23 protein-coding genes and 1 tRNA gene are annotated in these 21,196 nt (G+C 34.5%); 17 read left to right on the forward strand and 7 right to left on the reverse strand.

Annotation, left to right across the window (positions count from 1 at the left end):
• The first annotated feature begins 2 nt into the window (after window positions 1–2).
• The 14 genes from CVT00_RS00110 to CVT00_RS10340 all read left to right on the forward strand — a co-directional run bounded on the left by CVT00_RS00110 (window position 3) and on the right by CVT00_RS10340 (window position 13,248).
• Complete coding sequence (locus CVT00_RS00110) at window positions 3–1,058, forward strand: GDP-L-fucose synthase family protein (RefSeq protein WP_103557859.1); 1,056 nt, start codon at window positions 3–5, stop codon at window positions 1,056–1,058.
• The gene (locus CVT00_RS00115; RefSeq protein WP_230853763.1) at window positions 1,048–2,370 is read left to right on the forward strand and encodes a flippase; all 1,323 of its coding nucleotides are present in this window, start codon (window positions 1,048–1,050) and stop codon (window positions 2,368–2,370) included. The genes CVT00_RS00110 and CVT00_RS00115 overlap by 11 nt, the downstream gene beginning before the upstream one ends.
• A 524-nt stretch (window positions 2,371–2,894) precedes the next feature.
• Window positions 2,895–3,083, forward strand: coding sequence for a polysaccharide pyruvyl transferase family protein (locus tag CVT00_RS10405; protein WP_196376858.1), 189 nt, complete (start codon window positions 2,895–2,897; stop codon window positions 3,081–3,083).
• Window positions 3,084–3,883: 800 nt separating this feature from the next.
• On the forward strand, window positions 3,884–4,396 hold the full coding sequence (locus CVT00_RS00125; RefSeq protein WP_430516356.1) for a nitroreductase family protein: 513 nt from the start codon (window positions 3,884–3,886) through the stop codon (window positions 4,394–4,396).
• Between the two features lie 5 nt (window positions 4,397–4,401).
• Complete coding sequence (locus tag CVT00_RS00130) at window positions 4,402–5,499, forward strand: DegT/DnrJ/EryC1/StrS family aminotransferase (RefSeq protein ID WP_103557862.1); 1,098 nt, start codon at window positions 4,402–4,404, stop codon at window positions 5,497–5,499.
• On the forward strand, window positions 5,489–6,175 hold the full coding sequence (locus CVT00_RS00135) for a DUF268 domain-containing protein (RefSeq protein WP_196376859.1): 687 nt from the start codon (window positions 5,489–5,491) through the stop codon (window positions 6,173–6,175). The genes CVT00_RS00130 and CVT00_RS00135 overlap by 11 nt, the downstream gene beginning before the upstream one ends.
• Window positions 6,176–6,987: 812 nt before the next feature.
• Window positions 6,988–7,404 (forward strand): glycosyltransferase, encoded by a 417-nt coding sequence (locus tag CVT00_RS00140; protein ID WP_196376893.1) that lies wholly within the window; start codon window positions 6,988–6,990, stop codon window positions 7,402–7,404.
• A complete protein-coding gene (locus tag CVT00_RS00145; RefSeq protein WP_196376860.1) occupies window positions 7,401–8,174 on the forward strand; it encodes a glycosyltransferase family 2 protein in 774 nt (257 codons plus the stop codon). The genes CVT00_RS00140 and CVT00_RS00145 overlap by 4 nt, the downstream gene beginning before the upstream one ends.
• Before the next feature lie 167 nt (window positions 8,175–8,341).
• The gene (locus tag CVT00_RS00150; protein WP_196376861.1) at window positions 8,342–8,881 is read left to right on the forward strand and encodes an FkbM family methyltransferase; all 540 of its coding nucleotides are present in this window, start codon (window positions 8,342–8,344) and stop codon (window positions 8,879–8,881) included.
• 36 nt (window positions 8,882–8,917) lie between these two features.
• Window positions 8,918–9,517, forward strand: coding sequence for an acyltransferase family protein (locus tag CVT00_RS00155; RefSeq protein WP_196376862.1), 600 nt, complete (start codon window positions 8,918–8,920; stop codon window positions 9,515–9,517).
• A gap of 345 nt (window positions 9,518–9,862) precedes the next feature.
• Window positions 9,863–10,888: a glycosyltransferase gene (locus CVT00_RS00160; protein ID WP_107915947.1), complete on the forward strand. Its 1,026-nt coding sequence runs from the start codon at window positions 9,863–9,865 to the stop codon at window positions 10,886–10,888.
• A complete protein-coding gene (locus CVT00_RS00165) occupies window positions 10,885–12,036 on the forward strand; it encodes a glycosyltransferase family 4 protein (RefSeq protein WP_103557869.1) in 1,152 nt (383 codons plus the stop codon). The genes CVT00_RS00160 and CVT00_RS00165 overlap by 4 nt, the downstream gene beginning before the upstream one ends.
• Complete coding sequence (locus tag CVT00_RS00170) at window positions 12,033–12,779, forward strand: glycosyltransferase family 2 protein (protein WP_103557870.1); 747 nt, start codon at window positions 12,033–12,035, stop codon at window positions 12,777–12,779. Before CVT00_RS00165 ends, CVT00_RS00170 begins: the two co-directional genes overlap by 4 nt.
• Window positions 12,780–13,119: 340 nt before the next feature.
• Complete coding sequence (locus CVT00_RS10340) at window positions 13,120–13,248, forward strand: hypothetical protein (RefSeq protein ID WP_269059490.1); 129 nt, start codon at window positions 13,120–13,122, stop codon at window positions 13,246–13,248.
• 60 nt (window positions 13,249–13,308) lie between these two features.
• Here the strand turns inward: CVT00_RS10340 and CVT00_RS00175 are convergent, their stop codons facing one another.
• Both CVT00_RS00175 and CVT00_RS00180 read right to left on the reverse strand, forming a co-directional pair.
• Window positions 13,309–14,013 (reverse strand): cytochrome c3 family protein, encoded by a 705-nt coding sequence (locus CVT00_RS00175; RefSeq protein ID WP_103557871.1) that lies wholly within the window; start codon window positions 14,011–14,013, stop codon window positions 13,309–13,311.
• Window positions 14,010–14,447 (reverse strand): cytochrome c3 family protein, encoded by a 438-nt coding sequence (locus CVT00_RS00180; protein ID WP_103557872.1) that lies wholly within the window; start codon window positions 14,445–14,447, stop codon window positions 14,010–14,012. Before CVT00_RS00180 ends, CVT00_RS00175 begins: the two co-directional genes overlap by 4 nt.
• Window positions 14,448–14,670: 223 nt before the next feature.
• On the opposite strand from CVT00_RS00180, the gene CVT00_RS00185 reads away from it, so the two are divergent.
• Window positions 14,671–14,746 (forward strand) — tRNA-Val (locus CVT00_RS00185).
• Window positions 14,747–14,991: 245 nt separating this feature from the next.
• Entirely contained in the window at window positions 14,992–16,296 is a 1,305-nt protein-coding gene (locus CVT00_RS00190) for an Ig-like domain-containing protein (RefSeq protein ID WP_107915945.1), read from the forward strand.
• Window positions 16,297–16,342: 46 nt separating this feature from the next.
• Here CVT00_RS00190 and CVT00_RS00195 read toward each other — a convergent pair whose 3' ends face one another.
• From CVT00_RS00195 to CVT00_RS00210, 4 genes are all read right to left on the reverse strand, one after another.
• Complete coding sequence (locus CVT00_RS00195) at window positions 16,343–17,761, reverse strand: alanine/glycine:cation symporter family protein (RefSeq protein WP_103645896.1); 1,419 nt, start codon at window positions 17,759–17,761, stop codon at window positions 16,343–16,345.
• 88 nt (window positions 17,762–17,849) lie between these two features.
• Window positions 17,850–18,365 carry an ATP-dependent DNA helicase RuvA gene (locus CVT00_RS00200; protein WP_107915943.1) on the reverse strand — a complete coding sequence of 172 codons (516 nt, stop codon included), beginning with the start codon at window positions 18,363–18,365 and terminating at the stop codon, window positions 17,850–17,852.
• 28 nt (window positions 18,366–18,393) lie between these two features.
• Window positions 18,394–19,560, reverse strand: coding sequence for a replication-associated recombination protein A (locus CVT00_RS00205; RefSeq protein WP_230853802.1), 1,167 nt, complete (start codon window positions 19,558–19,560; stop codon window positions 18,394–18,396).
• A 20-nt stretch (window positions 19,561–19,580) separates the two neighbouring features.
• Window positions 19,581–20,111 (reverse strand): pyridoxamine 5'-phosphate oxidase family protein, encoded by a 531-nt coding sequence (locus tag CVT00_RS00210; protein WP_107915939.1) that lies wholly within the window; start codon window positions 20,109–20,111, stop codon window positions 19,581–19,583.
• A 79-nt stretch (window positions 20,112–20,190) separates the two neighbouring features.
• On the opposite strand from CVT00_RS00210, the gene CVT00_RS00215 reads away from it, so the two are divergent.
• Window positions 20,191–20,484 (forward strand): hypothetical protein, encoded by a 294-nt coding sequence (locus CVT00_RS00215; protein ID WP_103567407.1) that lies wholly within the window; start codon window positions 20,191–20,193, stop codon window positions 20,482–20,484.
• A 1-nt stretch (window position 20,485) separates the two neighbouring features.
• Here the strand turns inward: CVT00_RS00215 and ung are convergent, their stop codons facing one another.
• Complete coding sequence (ung, locus tag CVT00_RS00220; protein WP_107915937.1) at window positions 20,486–21,178, reverse strand: uracil-DNA glycosylase; 693 nt, start codon at window positions 21,176–21,178, stop codon at window positions 20,486–20,488.
• Window positions 21,179–21,196 lie beyond the last annotated feature (18 nt).

A 21,196-nucleotide genomic window follows, 5' to 3' on the forward strand; every position in this document is an offset into this window, starting at 1 on the left:
AAATGGATAAAAATAGCAAAATTTATGTAGCAGGACATAAGGGACTGGTGGGCTCTGCTATAGTGAGAAATTTAAAATCAAAAGGCTATGAAAATATAATCACAAGAACTCATAGCGAGCTTGATCTAATGGATCAAAAAGCTGTTTGTGAGTTTTTTGAAAAAGAAAAACCTGAGTATGTAGTACTAGCTGCTGCAAAGGTCGGCGGAATAGTGGCTAATAGTACGTATAGGGCTGATTTTATATATGAAAATTTACAAATTCAAAATAATGTGATCCATCAAAGCTATGTGCATAAGGTAAAAAAACTATTATTTCTTGGAAGTACTTGTATATATCCTAAAGATGCTCCACAGCCAATGAGCGAGGGGGTGCTTTTGACATCTCCACTTGAATACACAAATGAGCCATACGCGATAGCCAAAATAGCTGGCATGAAGATGTGTGAGAGCTATAATTTACAATACGGCACAAATTTCATATCTGTAATGCCTACAAATTTGTATGGCCCAAATGATAACTTTGATCTAGAAACTTCGCATGTATTGCCAGCACTTATAAGAAAGATACACCTAGCAAAGCTTTTAAGCGAAGAAAAATTTGGCGAAGTAGTAAAAGATCTAAAAGTAAGAGATATAAATGAAGCTATGGTTTATCTTGATAAATTTGGTATTTCAAAAGATAGAGTAGAAATTTGGGGCACAGGAAAGCCTAGACGAGAGTTTCTGTACTCAGAAGATATGGCCGATGCCTGCGTGTTTTTACTGGAAAATAGAGACTTTAAAGATACTTATGATAAGAATAGCAAAGAGATAAGAAATACGCATATAAATATAGGCACAGGCAAAGATATCTCGATAAATGAGCTAGCAAATTTGGTTAAAAATATAATTGGCTTTAAAGGCGAGCTATACTTTAATGATAACAAGCCTGATGGAACGATGCTAAAACTAACGGACCCATCTAAGCTCCACTCTCTTGGCTGGAAACATAAAGTAGAGCTTGAATATGGGATAAAGACACTTTATGAGTGGTATTTGAAAATAAATGATAGATAACATAATATCATTAAAAAATCATCAAGGCTTTATGAAGTATTTTAAAAATACATCGTGGCTTTTTTTTGAAAAAATACTCCGTATGTTCGTTGGACTTTTCGTAGGTATTTGGGTGGCTAGATACTTAGGACCTGAGAGATTTGGGCTTTTTTCATATGCTCAAAGTTTTGTAGGACTTTTTACTGCTATTGCTACGCTTGGACTTGATAGTATAGTGGTACGAGAGCTAGTAAAGGATGAAAGTAAAACAAATGAGCTAATAGGTACTACTTTTTATCTTAAGCTCGTGGGTTCTATTTTGACTTTATTGGTTTTGGCAATTGCTATCCATTTTACTTCTAATGATAGATATACAAATTTATTAGTGTTTATTATAGCTAGTGCTACTATATTTCAATCATTTAATGTAATAGATATGTATTTTCAATCAAAAGTTTTATCAAAATATGTAGTGTTTTCTAATATTATCTCTCTTTTTGCAAGTAGCATAGTAAAAATTATACTTATTTTTATTGATGCTCCACTCGTAGCTTTTGCATGGGCTATCCTATTTGATAGTATAGTTTTATCTTTGGGGTTTATTTATTTTTTCTTGAAATATTCAACTCTTATGGTAAGAAAAATATATTTTAGTAAATTAATTGCAGTTGATTTATTAAAAAATTCTTATCCGATTATATTGAGTTCAGCAGTAATTGCAATTTATTTGAAAATAGATCAAGTTATGATTAAAAGTATGTTAGGAGAAATAGCTGTTGGACAATATACGGCTGCAACTAAGTTAAGCGAATCTTTTTATTTTATTCCACTGGCCATATCTTACAGTTTTTTTCCTGCGATTGTAAATTCAAGAAATTGTAGCGAAAGATACTATGCTAGGCTTCAAATGCTTTATAATCTAGTGGTATGGATAGCTATTGCAATAGCTCTTCCAGTTACTATTTTGTCTAATAATATTATAGATATACTTTATGGTGATCAATACTATCAGGCTGGAAGCATTTTAAAGATACATATTTGGACCAACGTATTGATTTCCATAGGTGTTATTAGCGGAGATTGGTTTGTAGCTGAAAATTTACAAATTTTTGCATTTTGGAGATCATTTTGTGGAGCCAGTCTAAATATAATTTTAAATTTTTTATTAATTCCAAAATATGAAATTCAAGGGGCTGCTATTGCAACTTTGATTAGTTACTTTATTGCAAACTTAGCTTTCGATTTTTTTAATAAGAAAACTAGAAAAATTTTTTTTATTAAATTAAAAACAGTTATTTTAACAAAAAGAGCATTATCATGGCGTCAATTTTAATTTTTAAAAAGATTTATTTGATTTTACCTTATTTCATAAATAAAATTACAAATATATTTTGGAATAAAATATGAAAGTAGGCATTGTAACAACGTATGACGAATTAAATTTTGGAGCCTACCTTCAGGCTTATTCATTATCAAAAATTTATAGAAAGTTTGGGGCATAATGTTGAGCTTGTTAATTATAAAAGCTTAGAATATAAGATGGCTGAACTTAAGGCAACATATAAAAATAAAAATCAATATATCTTTTGAAGGTATTTTATAAAAGTATAAAATTTAATAGAGTTCTTTTCGCTATTAAATATATCTAAAAATTTTAATAATATTAAAGAAATAAATGATTATTCATATGACCTATTGATCTTTGGAAGCGATGAGATATGGGATTTAAATAATGCCTTGGGTGGCATTATAGATACGTATTTTGGAGATGGGCTGGCTGGTAAAAGAATTTCTTACGCAGCCAGCTTCGGAAGTACGGATGTATATGATGGAAAAAATAAGTAGTATTAAAAAAATATGCTTTTAGACTTTTCATCTATCTCGGTTAGAGACCAAAATTCAAAAGATATTGTGTCAGAAAAATTTCCTAATATGCCAGTAGACATAGTTCTTGATCCGACATTTTTGATAGATCATAACGTTCCAAAGCCAAATTTGGATGGTAAGTATATTTTTATTACTATCTTGGCAATAATAAAAATTTAGAAGATGAAATGATAGCTTTTGCTAAAAGAAAAATCACTTAATATCGTTTCTTTTGGATACAAGAGTAAAAAGATTTAAAAAATATTATTTTCTATAGATCCATTCGAGTGGTTAAGTTATTTAAAATATTCCGATTTCGTAGTTACTAATATAGTTTCATGGGACAGTTTTTCTATATTATTTGATAAAAATTTTATGGTTGATATTACGACTTATAGAAAAAAATAAACTAGAGTTTTTTTAATTAACATGTTTGAATTGAGACAAAGAATATATAATGAAGATCATTTTAAAAAAATATTACTAGTGATATAAATTATGAATATGTTCATAATAGTATTCAAAGGCATAGAGTCGCATCTATAAAAATTTTTAATGGAAGCACTAAAATGATAAAAGATATTAAAAATTATAAAAAGCTTATATTATGTTATATTTTTCGTATTTCCCAGACATACATAGGTATTTTAAATACTCATTAGCGAACCCAGCAAATAGATTTAGAGATGATAATATAAGTTCTATAGTATTGGCTCAAATACATTCGATAGAAAGAGCATTTAGTTTAAAAAAATATTAAAAAGGAGTTTGGGAAAGAATTAGTAAGTAGTTTTGAAAAATAATATTAAATTTATAAAAACAATGAGAATTATAAATACGAGTTAGCGCTTTTTAATAGTGCTATTGCGGAATATAATAAATATCATGATTATTCCAAGGAAAAATATTTTTAGAGATAAAACCGTATAAAAAAATATAAACATATCAGATTTAATACATCTAGTAGTTTTAAAAAAGTTATATTAAGTAGACACTCTATAAGAAATTTTGGCGACGTAAAGATAAGTGATTCTGATGTTGCCAAGGCTATATATATGGCAAAAAACACAACCCCATCTGTGTGTAATAGGCAAGGATATGAAGCACTGGTTGTAAGAAACAAAGAAACCTGCAAAAAAATATTGGCACTACAAAATGGTAATAGTGGAATAAGCGGTATTCAAAATATAATTGTAGTTTGTTCTTTGATACCATCGTTCTTTGGACCAAATGAGAAAAATCAGCCATATATAGATGGTGGGATATTTTTAATGTCCCTATTGAATTGTCTTCATTTTAATAATATAGCAAGTTGCACGCTAAACTGGTCTACAGACCCAAAGACAGATAAGAATCTTAGGGGGTTGTTGAAAATTCATGACTCAAGGGTTATTATAGCGTTAATAGCTATTGGCACATATGAAGCAAAAGAGATAAACATAGCGTCATCACATAGAAAAAAATTAAATAAAATTATGAAAATAGTGGAGTAGTTAAAATGGAAAATATACCAATATCTATGCCTTATATAGGCGAAAAAGAAAAGGAATATGTTCTTAAAGCATTAGAATCTGGATGGGTGTCATCTATAGGTGAATACATAGATACTTTTGAAAAAAAATTTGCAAAATATTGTGATACTAAATTTGCCCTAACTACATCAAATGGTACCACTGCTTTGCATTTGGCTTTAGCGGCATTTGGTATTTCAAGCGGAGATGAGGTAATTGTACCAGATTTTACCTTTGTTGCTACAGCTAATGCTGTAAAATATACTGGCGCAAATGTAGTTTTTGCTGATATAGACAAAGATAGTTTGTGTATTTGTGTAGACGGCATAAAGAAACTAATAACAAAAAAAACAAAGGCTATAATACCAGTTCATATATATGGTCATCCAGCCAACATGGATGAAATAAATAATATAGCTAAAGAAAATAATCTTATTGTCATAGAGGATGCGGCTGAAGCTCATGGTGCCGAGTGGAATGGTAAAAAAGTTGGTGGTCTTGGAGATGTTGGAATTTTTAGTTTTTATGGTAATAAGATTATAACTTCTGGAGAAGGAGGCATGATTACAACAAATGATGAAAACATATATAATAGACTTAAATTTTTACGAGATCATGCCATGAGCAAAGAGAAAAGATATTGGCATACGGATATAGGCTTTAACTATAGGATGACAAATATCCAGGCGGCATTAGGGTTGGCCCAGTTGGAGAGTATTGACAAATTTATAGATAAAAAAAGACTTATCTTTAAATGGTATAAGGATGAACTAAGTGGTATTAAAAACATAAGGTTAAATTATGAGCACCCTTTAGCGAGAAATGTTTATTGGATGGTGTGTTTAGAATTAAAAGATTATTCAGAAGAGAAAAGAACGGAATTTATGCAAAGGATTAAGGAATTGGGCATTGACTCTAGACCATATTTTTATCCTATATCTGACATGCCAATGTATAGTGGTGTCAATTGTGATACTAAGATCACTCGTATGATTTACAAGACCGGAGTAAATTTGCCAAGTTACTATACTATTACTCAAGAACAAGTCAAATATATTTGTAGGACTATTCGCAATGCTTTATAGATTTCTTAAAAGGCATCCGTTAAAAGAATTTGATAATTTTAAAAAAACGGTTAACAAAGAATATGAAAAATTGGATATAGAATTCCATACTGTAAATTATCCTATTAGCAAAGAAAACCCTATGGAAAATCCAGATCACTATGCAATATTTGCATACTGGATAGCAAAAAAAATACTTAATAATAGATTAATAGGGGGGGGTGAATCTAAGTTGGAAATACTAGATGTGGGAAATACGAAATTTTCTAATATGTTTAATAGTATTAATAATAATGTTACTGCATTAGTACTAGAGGAGCCTTTGGACAGTATATCGGACGTGAAATATATAAAACATGATATATCAAATGTGTTACCATTTTCAGATAAAACTTTTGATGTTTTTACTTCACCAAGTACGTTACATCTTATTGGACAAGGAAGATATGGCGATGAATTAAATCCTTGTGCCTTATTGGAATTTCTAGAGGAGTTAAATAGGGTAACAAAAGATAGTTCCAAGGTCTATATCATGCTTCCATTGGGTAAAGATGCTTTATTGTTCGGATATCATTTTATTTATTCTTATGAGTCTATAGTAAAGATATTTAAATATTGGAATGTTACAGATTATATGGTAGATAATCTAGTAGAAATTTGGAACTATTTCAAAGTTGCCTTTGCCATCTTGTGGTAGATTTAACAAGGATATAGATGTATCTGATTTTTAAAATAGGTGATTATAAAATTATATATTTAGAGCTCTCTAAATGAAAAATTGGTATTCTTGCGTTTGGAGATCCAAAAGGCGGCGGGGTTTTATCAATATACTCGTTCTATCATAGATGTCATCACGCAAGATAAAAAAATAACACATATATTGTATTTACCGATACCAATAATGATAGTTTTGATGAATATAATATAGAGATTAGAAAGATAAATAAACCAAATATTTTTATATTAAAATAAGCTAATAAGAGTTTTTCAAATTTTTATTGTTTATTAGAAAGCCACTATAAAAAGACGAAAAAGATATTTTTGTGATATAGATAAATTTGTTTGTCCTGTTATATCCCTATACCCGCATTTTTTTATCTCAATAAGCCTTTTATCTTTACATTGCATGATATGCAGGAAAGATATTATCCATATTTTTTTACATTAAAAAGATAAAAATTATAAGATGGTTAAATAATAGAGCTCTATCAAAATCAGCAGATAAAAATTTACTATGCGAATCTCAATTTGTAAAAAGTGATATTATAAAATTTCTTGGGAGTTGATCCCAATAAGGTGCACGTAGTCCAATCACCGCCTCCAAAGTGCTTTTAATAGTAGTACCATAGATGAAAAAATTTTGTATAAAACTATAAAGGCAAAAATATAACCTTCCTGAAGAATATATCTTCTATCCAGCTCAATTTTGGCCACATAAAAAAACCATATAAAAATTATTAGAAGCTTTTTAGTATTGTTAGAATTCAAGGATTTAAAAATTAGTCTTTACTGGTTCAAAAGCAAAATAACTTTCAAAATGTAGATGATAAAATAAAAGGACTACAATTGCAAAATAATGTTATTTATCTTGGATATATAGATTATTCTGATCTTCCATTCTTATATAAGATGTCTAAATTTTTGGTGATGCCCACACTTTTTGAGAGCATTAGCATCCCCATATATGAAGCATTTTCATTAAAAGTTGCAGTTTGCTGTTCTAATGTTGTAGCTTTGCCCGAACAAGTGGGAGAGGCTGGCTTGCTTTTTGATCCAAACAATGAAAAAGACATTGCTAAAAAGATGATTATGTATTTAAGGAATAATGAGCTACTGACTGAAAAAGCAGAACAAGGGTATTTAAAGATAAATAGTTTTGATTATGAGGCTTACAAAAAATCTATTCTAGAGATAATAAATTCATGAGTTTAGAACAACCAAAAATTTCTATCATAACAGTTGTTTTTAATGGCGAGAAATATTTAGAGCAAACTATTAAAAGTATCATAAATCAGACATATAAAAATTTTGAGTATATCATAATAGATGGTGAAAGTACTGATGGTACTTTAGAAATCATAAAAAAATATGAAGATAAAATTTCATATTGGATTAGCGAAAAAGATAAGGGTATAAGCGATGCTTTTAATAAGGGTGTAACAGCTGCAAAAGGTGATTATATAAATTTTCAAGGCGATGGTGACGGATTTTTATCTAGTAAAACTTTAGAAGAGGTTTTTAAAGATATCAAGGCTGGAGAGTCATCTATAATTAGCACAAGGATACAAAGGGTGGATGAAAATGGAAATGAAATTTATAGGTCCAAATTTTTAAAGAATTTTGATAAAAGATCGTTGCTCTTTAGGATGTCTTTGCCACACCAGGGGTTGTTTGTGCCAAAGAGTTATTTTGAAAAATATGGACTTTTTGATCTAAATAATAAATTTTGTATGGACTATGAACATTTGCTTCGAAGTTATCAAAATTTTCCAAGCGTTATAACTAAAGATATCGTTTCTGCCAGATGGCGAGATGACGGCATTGGGAATGGAAGAACTCTGGAGATATTTAAAGAGTATGATAAGATAAAAAGAGATAATAAAGTAGCCAGTGCATTAGTTTTGGATCTAATTAAATATTGGATTTTATTTAAATACTATGTCAAAAAGGTTGATTGGGAGATCATAGAATGCTAAATGTATTAAAATATATATGGAATAAAAACGATGGCATATATAAAATAAAAATATCTATTTGTTGGTATGTCTTTTCAGATATTTAAAAGATTATCAAAAAGATAATATCAAAGACCATTTTTAATGGCAAAAAAATATTTTTATATCCTAATTGCAATGTATCGAGCATGTATACATATACCGATATACCAGATAGAGAAGAAATTTTACTATTAAGAGAATTTGCAAAGCAAAACAATTGTCAGAAATGTGGAAAAACTATATTTTTAGATATTGGTGCAAATATTGGTTCCTATAGCATTTCAATGATAGATGTTTGCGATAGTGTCATAGCCTTTGAGCCGCATCCTTTTACCTCCAAAAGATGCAAAATGAATTTTTTGCTAAATAATTTGGACGAAACACTTGTAAAACAATTGGCTCTGTCAGATAGTATAGGTAGTGTCCATTTTTCAGATTATGGCGGAAGCTCGACTGTAAATCATATAATTAAAATGGAAGATGGCATAAAGGTACAAGCAATAACATTAGATAAATTTATCGTTGATAATAATTTTGCCCAAGATAATAGGTATATAGTAAAAATTGATGTTGAAGGCTTCGAAGAACAAGTGTTAAAGGGAGGAAAGAACTTTTTTACACAATATAATATTCAAGCTATTGTATTTGAATGTTTTTTTCTCAAAATAGAGTATTTGATATATTAAAAAAACGTATGGTTTTTACAGAAATTAAAAAGTTAAGTGAGAATAACTATTGTGCAACAAAGAGTTGATTGGGTTGACACCTTAAAAATTTATAGGGATATTGTCGGTTATACTAGGGCATATACTTTCCCATTAAATGGCTTCATATATACCTGGCATATGCCATTATTTTTTATGATCTCTGGTTTTTTTATAAAATTTGACACACTTTTTAAAGATTTTATAGTTAAAAATTTCAAAAGATTAATGATCCCATACTTTATTTTTTCTATTATTGGTCTTTTTATGGAGATACTAAAAAGATATCTACTGCATAGAGAGGCTCTGGATTATGCACATGATATCAAAGGTATTTTTATAGATATGGATTTTGCTGGACTTTGCAACACCTATGCTTTCGTGCTATGGTTTTTGCCAGCACTATTTTTTTCAAGGATATTTTTATATTTGATAAAAAATAAAATACCTAGCTTGCTCTTACAATCATTTGTAGTCGTGTTTTTATTTATGGCTAGCTTTCATATCGACCTTCCGTTCGGACTCGATAGCGCCCTAAATTCATTGATATTTGTCTATGCTGGTAATATTATTTTTGAAAAAGATTGCCTAATATATTTGTTTTTCTGTCTTTTGTAGTGCTTGTGGTGATCTATCTTTTTGGATTTAACTTAAATCTAGACATGGCAAGTAAAGTTTATTCTAATAAATTTTTAAATGTGATTTGGGCTGTCTCTTTTGTCTATGTGCTTATTTTTGTATAAAAATATAAGATTAAATAGTAAATTTATCAAAAATATGGGGCAGTAACACCATGCTACTTTTTATACTACACCCATATACCAACAATATCGCTCACATAGCTGTTCAAAAGGTTTTACAGTCTGATTACTGGTTGTTTAAATTTATTATTTCTATAGTGTTACTTTCTCTTATGATTTTTTTATAAAAGAGAGAAATAAAAAAATTGGTTGGTTTTTAAATATGTATGATTATTTGATAGTGACTCATATACCAGCTTTTTATAAGATAAATTTATATAATGAATTGGCAAAAAGATTAAAGATATTTGTTATATTTATCTCATCAGATACTTCGCAAAAGCGTTCAAATAACTTTTCTAGTGTAAATGATGCACTATTTGATTATGAGGTCTTATATCAAGGAGATTTTCAAAAAAGAAAAATTTTTAAAAATATATTGGCTATTCAAACCATACTCAGCACAGTAAAATTTAAGAGGATTTTGGTCAGCGGATGGGACTTGCCAGAATTTTGGTATATAGCCTTTACGAGCAAAAAAAGCAAAAATTGCCTGGCTCTTGAGTCAACTATATTTGAAAGTAGTTATAAGGGATTAAAGGGTTTTATAAAAAAGATCTTTTTGTCAAGGATTTCTACAGTTTTTGCCTCTGGTAGCTTGCATTGTGATCTATTAAAAGCATTAAATTTCCATGGAGATATTAAAATTACTAATGGTGTCGGCATCATAAATAAACCAGAATTTATAAAAACTCAAAAGAAATTTAGCGGTAGATTTTTATATATTGGCAGGATTGTGGATATCAAAAATTTAAAATTTCTAGTAGAGATTTTTAATGCTATGCCAAATTTTACTCTCGCTATTATCGGTGTTGGTGAGCAGCAGGAGTTTTTGCAGTCTATTTCAAATAAAAATATAATCTTTAGAGGAGCTATAGAAAATAAATTTATAGGTGCCGAATTCGCCAAAAATGATGTTTTCATTTTACCTAGTTTGATCGAGCCTTGGGGCTTGGTGGTAGAGGAGGCATTGTATTTTGGACTACCAGTCTTGATAAGTGATCGTTGTGGCTCTTCTGAATTAATCAAAAATGGCATAAATGGCTTTGTATTTGATCCTACTGACAAAAATAGCCTTATGCAAATAATAAGAAATTTTGACGATGAAATGTTGCAAAATTTATGTAGCAATGCCGATAGTTATGACATTAATGCCAAAGATGCACAGCAAATAAGCGCATACTTATGAAAATTCTAATAATCCACAATAAATACCAATCAAAGAATATTGGCGGTGAGGATATCGTTTATAAAAATGAGCTAAACGCCCTGCGCAAAAAACTAGGAGATGAAAATGTTTTTTGCTATGAAGTTTCAAATGATAATATAAATAAATTTAAACTTCTTTTTGAGATATGGTTTTCAAAAAAATATTACAAAGAGGTTAGAAAAATAATAAAAGAAAATGGTATTGAAATTGTTCATGTTCATAACTTTTTCCCACTTCTTACGCCTGCTGTTTTTAAGGCCGCTAAAGATAGTAAAACAAAAGTGATCCATACTTTGCATAATTATAGATTGTGGTGCATATCTGGAATTTTATATAGAGATGGTTTTGGTATTTGTGAAATTTGCGCGCATAAAACATTTTCTTTATCTGGCATTTTAAATAGATGTTATAGAAAGTCACTTCTTCAAAGTCTTGTGGCGCAGCTGGCTTTTTGGTTTTATAAGTTAATTGGAGCTTTTAAAAGTATCGACTACTTTTTTGTCTTAACAAATTTTCAAAAAGATAAGGTTAAAAGTCTTGGAGTGAGTGAAAGCAAGATCATTCTAAAGCCAAATAGCTTACAAATGAAATTTAGCATAGAGACACAAAAACATAACTATGTATATGTAGGGCGGCTAGAGGAGTCAAAAGGGATTTTAGGGCTTTTAGAAATTTGGGATCAGCTAGACGAAAAGTATATTTTAACCATTGTTGGTGGCGGAGATATTGAAGCACAACTTAGACAAAGATATACAAAGTCAAACATAATATTTAAAGGTAAGTGTCCAAGAGAAGAAACCATGACTATTATCTCACATTCAAAGTATTTACTGCAACCATCGCTATTATATGAAACATTTGGATTGACTATCGTAGAAGCCATGAGCGTAGGAGTGCCCGTCATAGGATATGACATAGGAACAAGGGGTGATTTTATAAAAGATGGTGTAAATGGATTTTTAAGTGGCCCCGATGAGTTAAAAAGTGTGATAGAAAGATCATATGAATTTGAGAGCTACGATAGACTTTCAAGGGCCGCAAAAGAGAGCACAAAACAATACAAAAATGAGTATGTTATTGAAAAACAGATTGAAATTTATAAAAATATCTTGGAGAATAAAATTTGAAAATATCAATCATAACGGTAGTCTGGAATAATGCAAAAACGATAAAAGATGCCATAAATTCTGTTTTAAATCAGAGCTATAAAGATATAGAGTATATTATCATAGACGGATATAGTACCGATGGCACTATAGAGATAGTGCAAAGCTATAGAGATAAGATAAAATTTATCAGTGAAAAGGATAATGGTCTATATGATGCTATGAATAAGGGCATTAGAATGGCTACTGGGGACGTTGTTGGCATATTAAATAGTGATGATTTTTACGCAAGTGATAAAATTCTGCAGATAGTGGCTGATGAGTTTTCAAAGAGTAATATCGATAGTGTATATGCAAATCTTGAATACATAGATACAAATGATCCAAAAAGAGTTATAAGATACTGGAGGTCAAAAAAGTACCAAGAAGGCCTTTTTAGATCTGGCTGGCACCCAGCACACCCTACATTTTTTGTTAAAAAAGAAATTTACGAAAAGTATGGAGTGTTTGATCTTAGTTTTAAAATCGCCGCTGATTATGAGCTTATGTTAAGATTTTTTGAAAAATACAAAATCACAAGTAGCTATGTCGATGAAGTTTTTGTAAAAATGAGAATAGGTGGCGAGAGCAACAAGAGCATTAAAAATATCATAAAAGCAAATATGGAGTCATATATGGCATGGAAAGCTAATGGTCTTTGCATAAACCCATTAAGGTTTCTACTAAAGCCTTTTTCAAAGATAATTCAATTTATAAAAAAATAAATTTATATGCAAACCCCCTCACTCCACCTTATATCCAGTGCCTCGCACGGTTTTTAGGCAAATAGTTGGGATCTTAGCTCTTATCTCTCGCACGAGCGATCTTATACACTCTTGCGACAAGGTTTTTTATATAGGTGGTGATCTATCTCGTTATAGGTGACGACGTGGGGCGAGTTTTTGTTAAAGATTTAGCTCAAATTTAGAGTCTAAAAGCACCTTGCAAAGCTAAATGCATAAAATAAAAACAAATGGCTTAATGATAAAATCATTAACCCTAGCGTAGTAAATCGTCTTAAAAACGCTAGGGACGCTAACGCTCCGCAAAAGCATAATGGGAGTGATGTTTTGGCTATCTCTTATAAATTTAACCAGATCAAGGTTTAAATTTCTTTATCCATCGCCGCACTCAAAGTCCTTGATGACCGAGCACGCGCTTTTTAGCTGTATCATCCTAAACCCAAAGCGATAAAGCGATGTGTTTAGGATGACATTTTGCCAAAAGCCACTTGAGAGCGGTTAAGCTTTCTCGTCAGCCAGCTAGACCGCCACCAGCTGGTTTTTTGGCATCTTTTTCAGCCTTTTGTTTTAAAAATTCCTCTTCTTCTTTTGTAGGCTTGTACTCCTCTTTGAAGAATTTTTGCTTAGTTTCGATCCTCTTTTCGATCATCTTTTTATCGTAAATTTTATACGATGGCTTCCAGTACTCAAGATAGTTTCTAAAGCCAGCGCTGTGACCTGCGTCATAGTGACAGCTTACACATTTTAGCTCTTTAGGAGTGTCAAGGAGCTTTTTGTAGTGAGCGTGCATCTTTTGAGCTTGCGCTGAAGTGTTGTTGCTATCTATCACGTTTGCGTGGCAGCTTGTGCAGCCGTTGTCAAAGACAAAATGCTCGCGATTTTTGAGGTTTTTATGCCAATCAATCGCATTAGGATCGCCAAAGAAATGCACCCAGCCCTCTAAAATGCCGTTTTTCGCCTTTTTTAGGGCGTATTTTGCGATGTTGTCATGCGGTATGTGACAATCCACACATCTTGCTTTGATACCAGTTTTGCCCTTGCCGCTGTGGATGTCGTCGTTGTAGGCGATCACCATAGGATCCATCTCGTGGCAAACGATGCAGAATTTATCCCCACTCGTCTCATCAAGTGCGTAATGAACTGGCAGAACGACTAAAAATCCAACAATTCCGCTTATGAAGATTATAAGCGCTAGTAATTTTTTTGAAATTTTCATGGTGTTACTCCGTTCATCCATTGTGGCACCTCGTGTTCATGGCACTCAGAGCACATGTTTGTAGATGGTTTGTGTTCGTTGTGGCACTCGTCGCAGTACAAAGTCGGACCATCGTGAACAGAGTTGTGAGGATTTGCCTTTAGAGTATCCATAAATTTTAGCCTTTGAGCTAAAAGCTTTTTGCTCTTGTGACAGGATAGGCAGCCAGCGTCGCCGATCGATTTAAATTTGCTAGGATCATCGCCCTGGTTTTGGTGACAATCAACGCAGTCAAAGCTTAGATGTTCGTGATGAGGCTTGATCTTATATTTGGCTCGTAGCTCATCGGAGACTGCTACTTTTGTGACGTTTAGATCGCCCTTTGGCATATCGGCACCAAAGAGATGAAGCGAAAATAAACAGGCAAAAATAGCGATGAATTTAAGCTTATTCATACCCTTTTCCTTTCTTTTAAGATTTATAAACATCAAATTTCAATGGAAAACTAATATTTTTACTTAAACTTATTTTTATAAAATTATAGTCCTTGCTTGATTAAATCTGCATTAATAATATTTTAGAGTGCTAAAATATAGACTAGTTTTATGAAGTTGAATTTTAAAGAAAAAGGTAATTAAGCTAAATAAAAAGGAAAATAAAATATAATCCCAAATCTTTGGTCCCGTAGCTCAGTTGGTAGAGCACTACCTTGACATGGTAGTGGTCGATGGTTCGAGTCCATTCGGGGCCACCATTTCTATATAAAATTTCCCAAAACGTAAAGTCCAAAAAATAAAATTTAAAAATATTTTTTATAACTCTACCATTTTTAAATTTTAAACTAAATCCCTAAAATACGGTAAATTTTTACTAAATTTAACTCAAAAATTTACAACTTCACATTCCTAAAATGTCACAACTGTACCAAAGTACAATAGATATAAAATAAATTTTTTACTTATAATTGCTGATATAAAAATATAAAAAAGGGGAAATACTATGAGTAAAGTTAAAGGACTAATCAAATCAATAATCGGCACGGATGCCATTGTCGCTATAGACGCTAATGGAAATGAAAGAACTCTAAAAGCAGGCGACGTGATCTATGACAATGAGGTCATAAAAGAACAAGATGGCGTAAAGGTTGAGTTGCAGGCTGCGCAAACTCAAAATGAAAATGCTAGCGATGAGACTGGCAAAGAGATAGCATCGCTACAAGAGCAATTATTAAATGGTAAAAATATCTCTGATCTTGAAGAGACTGCAGCTGGCGGCACTCAATCAGCAGGTGGAGTAAGCTCGAATGGCGTGAGCCTTGGCGCTGCTGGCTTTGCAAATGGTGGTCACTACTCAAACGTAAATGCAAATTTTGGCGATCTAGCTTCTCAAACAATCGCTAGTGCAGAGGCTCTAACAAATGTAAATGGCGCTGCTAGTGAGGGCTTTAGCCTTGATACGCTTGCAGCTGCGATAGATAATGCATATAACAATATATTGCCACAGACCCTAGAAGTATCTGTCACAGCAGTTGATGATAATGTAGTGACTGGTAATACAGATCAGGCAGTAAGCAGCAACCTTGACATCGAGGGCAATATCTTAGAGCATGAAAATTCACAAAGAACAGGTCTGCATATCACAAACGATAACACTCCAACTTTGGTAGGTAAGGCTACTTCAAACGCTACTATAAGTATATTTGATGGCGAAGGCGAGAGCGCACCACTACTTGGCACGACAACTACCGATAATGATGGCAACTGGTCATACACACCAAGCTCGCCTCTAGCTGACGGCGATCATAAATTTACTATCGAAGCTAGTAAAGTAGCTGCAAACGGCGAAGAGCTAAAAGCTACAAGCACACAAGAGATAACTGTTGATACAGACAATAGCACTTTATCTATCACAAAAATATCTACTGATGATTTTACTGACTTGTCACACTATAACACAATGTATGATAGCAATAAAGAGTATGACTTTTCACCGACTATCGAGGGCAAGGCAGAGGCGTTTGCTGATGTAAATATAGTTATCAAAACGGCTGATGTCTTTTATAACGACGGCTTAGGTAACTCTTGGCTAGGCAAAGCAGCTCAAGTAGTCGAAGAACTAAGTGTCAAGGCTGATGCTGAAGGCAACTGGAAAGTTGAGAGCGGTGTTTTAAATAATAGAGATTATGAATACAAAGTCGAAGCTTCATCGGTAGATGAGGCTGGCAACAAATACTCTGAGCCTCAAGCAACGACATTTTATATGCCACTTGAGCCTATAACTGTCGCTCCAACAGACCATCTATAATATTAAATTTAATGTGGAGAGGTCCTCTCTCCACGCACTCTTAAATTTACTTCAAATACTCTTTTACGTCGTACTCTTTGCCAGCGTCGTGATCTTTTAAAAGTTTAGCCACGACTGGGCTTAGAAGGATTATGGCGATTAAATTTGGCACAACCATAAGGCCGTTAAACATATCTGCTAAACTCCAGACAAAATCAACCTTTTGCAAGCTACCTAAAAAGACAAAAACAACAACTAAAATTTTAAAAATTTTAACCGCTTTTGCGCCAAAAAGGTAGCGCACATTGATCTCAGCGAAGTAGTACCAGCCAATGATCGTCGTAAATGCGAAGAAAAATAGGCAGATCGCCACGAAGCTATAACCGCCAGTTTTGCCAAAGATATGTGACGAGAACGCCTCTTGCACCAAGGTGATGCCAGTAAAGACCGCCTTGCCGTTTTCAAAGCTGATGACATTTGCAGTAAGCACCACAAAAACGGTTATATTTAGGATGACAAAGGTGTCTATAAAGACGCTCATTATGCCAAGGACGGCTTGATCGACTGGGTGTTTGACATTTGCAGCAGCGTGTGCGTGCGGAGTTGAACCCATGCCAGCTTCGTTGCTAAAAAGTCCTCTTGCGATGCCGTATCTCATAGCAGCTGCGATGCTAGCGCCAGTTGCCCCACCCCAAGCAGCCGAAGGATCAAACGCAGCTTTAAATATTAGTGAGATCGCCTCTGGGATTTGGTGAAAATTTAAAGCGATGATAACCACGCCAACAACGATATAAAGTAGCGCCATTAGCGGCACGATCTTTTCAGCGACCCTTGCGATCGCCTTTACGCCACCTATGAAAATTAGCGCGCAAATGAGAGCCAAAAACGCCCCTGTTAGCCACTGCGGTATGCCAAAAGCGCCGCTAAAGCCGTCTGATATGGAGTTTGCTTGAACCATATTGCCGATAAAGCCAAGTGCGATGATGATAGCGATAGCGAAAAATCCAGCTAGAAATTTCGCCCATTTGCCCTTTAATCCGCGGCTTATGTAAAAGGCTGGACCGCCTATCGTATGACCGCTGTCATCTTTGGTGCGGTAAATTTGAGCGAGGCAAATTTCAGCAAAATTTGTAGCCATGCCTAAAAAGGCTGCGCACCACATCCAAAATATGGCTCCAGGACCGCCCATGATAAGAGCTGTCGTCGCGCCTACTAGGTTGCCAGTGCCAACTTGCGCGGCGATCGCCGTTGCGACTGCTTGAAATGAGCTCATACCAGCCTTGCCAGCAGCCTCGCCGTGAAGTGAGAAATTTCCAAAAAGCTTGCCTAAACCCATCTTAAATTTAAAAATCTGAACAAAGCCAAGTCTAATGGTAAAAAATAGTCCAGTGCCGCAAAGTAGGGCGATAAGGAAGTATGGACCCCAAAGAAATGAATTTATACTTTCAACGCAGTTATTCAAAATTTCAGCAAAATTCGTAGGCATTTTTAAACTTTCGTGATTGATTTGGATTTGAGAAGTATATTTGAATAAATATAAAATTTAAATTAATAGCTAAAAAATCATGCCCGAGCTAAATTTTTACAAGAGAGCCCTGCAAAACCACGCTTGAATAGTAGTAAAAGCTGTAAAATAGCCTATCGTCATAGCTTAACTCATCTTGCTCGATGATCTCAAGATACTTTGGCTCTAGCATTTGCTCCATTTTTGCAAGCGGCTTTGCATGCTCCATCTGCTCTACTTTCTCGCAAATTTCAAGCATAAGCTTAAAAAACTCTTCAAGCTTACGTGAGATAAATTTAGCTGCCTCGCCTTTTTCGTCTAGCGCACTTTTATAAATTCTCACCAAAAAAACGAGCGCAAATGGCGTAGCGTGCCAAAATGTCTCTTGATACTCGCACTGATCCATTATCTCATCAAGTAGCTCGCCAAGCTCATTTTCATCAAATTTAGAGCTTTTCAGAGCTTGCGAAAGGCTTTTTAAAATTTTATCAAAAAGCTCCGCCGTGCCGTAACTACAGCTTAGCCTCTCCCACGGCACGTCTTTTATCTTTAAATTTGCGATATATTCTAAATTTTGCTCGTTCATCTGCACTCTTTTGAAATTTATCCTAAATTTAGCCCTTTGATCTTATCTTTTCTAGCCACTCATTTAGCGTTTTTTCAAAGCCTATGCCCTTGCTTTTGTAAAAAACGAGCGGTATTTCTAGGTATTTTTGCTCGACCCAGCCGCCAAAATCATGCGGATAAAGGTAGTCTTTGCTCTCTTTTGTGTGGTTTTTTAGATATGGCGGGATCTTTAAAATTTCCTCGCTTTGCACGTATCTTAGTGCGGCATTTATCGCGTTGTAGCTGGAGTTTGACTTTGGCGAGCTGGCTAGATAGATGGCGCACTGAGCCAGTATGATCCTAGCCTCTGGAAAGCCTATATCTTTTACGATGCTAAGCGTGCTTGCGGCTAAATTTAGCGCATTTGGGTTTGCATTGCCGATGTCTTCGCTGGCAAATATCGCCATCCTTCTAGCGATAAAGTCAGCACTCTCGCCAGAGTCTATGAGCCTTGCAAGGTAGTATATGACGGCGTTTTCGTCGCTTCCACGCAGACTTTTTATAAAAGCGCTTGCTAGCTCGTAGTGTGTGTCGTCCTCTTTTGCTCCCTCTTTTAGGGCGTTTTGGCGAAGTGTTTTTAAATTTTCTAGGCTCACATTTTCATCAAGCGTGACGGCAAATTCGAGTAAATTTAGCATAGCTCTTGCGTCGCCGCCGCTACTTTTAAAAAGATACTCCTTCGCCTCTTCATCTATGCTAAATGAAATTTGCTCTCTGATCTTGCCAAGAAGCTCCTCAAAATCGCCACTGCTAAGCGGTCTAAACTCAAAGAGCATCGAGCGGCTTCTGATGCCTGAGCTTAGCGTAAAAAAGGGATTTTCCGTGCTAGCGCCGATGACTAGGGCTTTGTAGTTTTCCATGGGTATAAGCAGTGCTTCTTGCTGGGTTTTGCTAAGCCTGTGGATCTCGTCTATGAAAAAGAGTGGCTTATTTAGGGCGTTTTCGTAGTTTTTTAAAATTTTGCGAAAGTCATCTATCTTTAAATTTCCGCCATCAAACTCGTAAAAGTCGTAGTTTGCGCCGCTTGCCACAGCCCTTGCAAAGCTCGTCTTGCCACAGCCTGCTGGACCATAAAATATGGAGTGCGGTATCTTGCTTGTGGCTATAAATTTTAAAAAGGCCGCTTTAACTGCTTTTTGGCCGCAAATTTCATCCAAGTTTTTTGGTCTAAACATCAGTGCAAGTGAGCTCAAATTTACTCCTTTACCGCTTTTGGCAAAATTTTGGCCTTTGCGCTAAGGCTCTCTATCTTTAGCTCGTAAATTTTCATATTTTTTAGCCCATACTCGGCCGCCACGTCAAAGGTGCTCATCGCGTAGGCGGTGTATTTTTGGCTGAGAATTTTTAAAATTTCATATCTTTTGGCTTCATCTGTCACTTCGTAGGCTCTTGTTTTTGCGATGGCGCTTTTGTATTCAGTCGTAAAGACCTTGCCGCCAAGCGCCTTGCCATCGTCTTTTATCATTTCTAGCTCGCTATCATTTAGATGTGGGACTTTGTTAAAGCTAACGCAGACAAACTCCACTTTTCGCCCATTTTGAAGCAGCTTTGCCTTGCTGCCTGCGCTCGCTCCATGCACAAAAATGCTCTCACCAACCCTAACAGGCGAGATAGGTACGCTAAAAATTTCTCCCTCATCATCCACGCATGAGATCACGCCATATTCGCAGTTATCGATGATCTCAAGCGCCTCTTCACGACTAAGCTCTCTATCTTTTCGCCTCATTTTTCATCCTTTTTTTGCAAAATATTTTAAAATTTAAGTGCTTAAAGGCTAGTATAACGCAAAAATTTCAAGGAAAAATATGAAAAAATTTGCCATTTTTGCCCTTTTGCTGGGCGTAAATTTATTTGGTGCAAGCGAGGTTTGCAAGGAGTATGTCAAGCAAAGTAGGCTCTATCTTGACGAGCTTTATGCCAAAGAGAGCAAGAAGCTTGCGGGTGATGAGAAGGCGCTAAGGCTTTTTGAGCTTAAATTTGATGAGTTTAAGCAAAGACAAAGCGGCCAAGAGGCGATGATAATGCAAAATAACGACGAGAAATTTTGCAAAAGCGAGCTTGAAAAGGTAAATAAGCTTCTTAGTGAGCTTAAAAAATAGCTCAAATTTTAGCGTTTAAGTCCCACTCGATGGGCGTTTTGCCGTGGTTTGCTAGGTAGATATTTGCCTTTGAAAAGTGCCTGCAACCAAAAAATGCCCCACGAGCTAGCGGACTTGGGTGCGCTGCTTCTAAGATGAGGTGCTTGCTGGCGTCTATAAGCGGTGCTTTTGCCTTGGCTGGGTTGCCCCAGAGCATAAAAACTACGTTTTGTAAATTTTGGCTAATCTTTCTTATGACAGCGTCTGTAAAGCCCTGCCAGCCGAAGCTAGCGTGAGAATTTGCTATCCCAGCACTAACGCTTAAAGTTGAATTTAATAAAAGCACGCCTTGCTTTGCCCACTTTGTAAGATCGCCGCTATTTGGCTCTTTTATGCCAAGATCGGCGTAAATTTCTTTGTAGATATTCACAAGGCTTGGTGGCACGCGCACACCACTTGGCACTGAAAAGCTTAGCCCCATGGCTTGATTTGCGCCGTGATATGGGTCTTGGCCAAGGATGACGACCTTTACGGCGTGAAATGGCGTTAGATTAAATGCGTTAAATATAAGCCCGCTTGGTGGATAGACGACGCCAGCGCTCTTTGCTTTTAAGAAATTTTCTTTGATGCGTGCGAAATTTTCACTCAAAAAATCATCCTTTAGCACCTCTTTCCAGCTTGGCTCGATCTTTACGTCATCTAAATTTATCTGCATTTTCCTGCCCTTTTTTGG

This window comes from Campylobacter concisus, from assembly GCF_003048675.2.
Taxonomy (GTDB): Bacteria; Campylobacterota; Campylobacteria; order Campylobacterales; family Campylobacteraceae; genus Campylobacter_A; species Campylobacter_A concisus_F.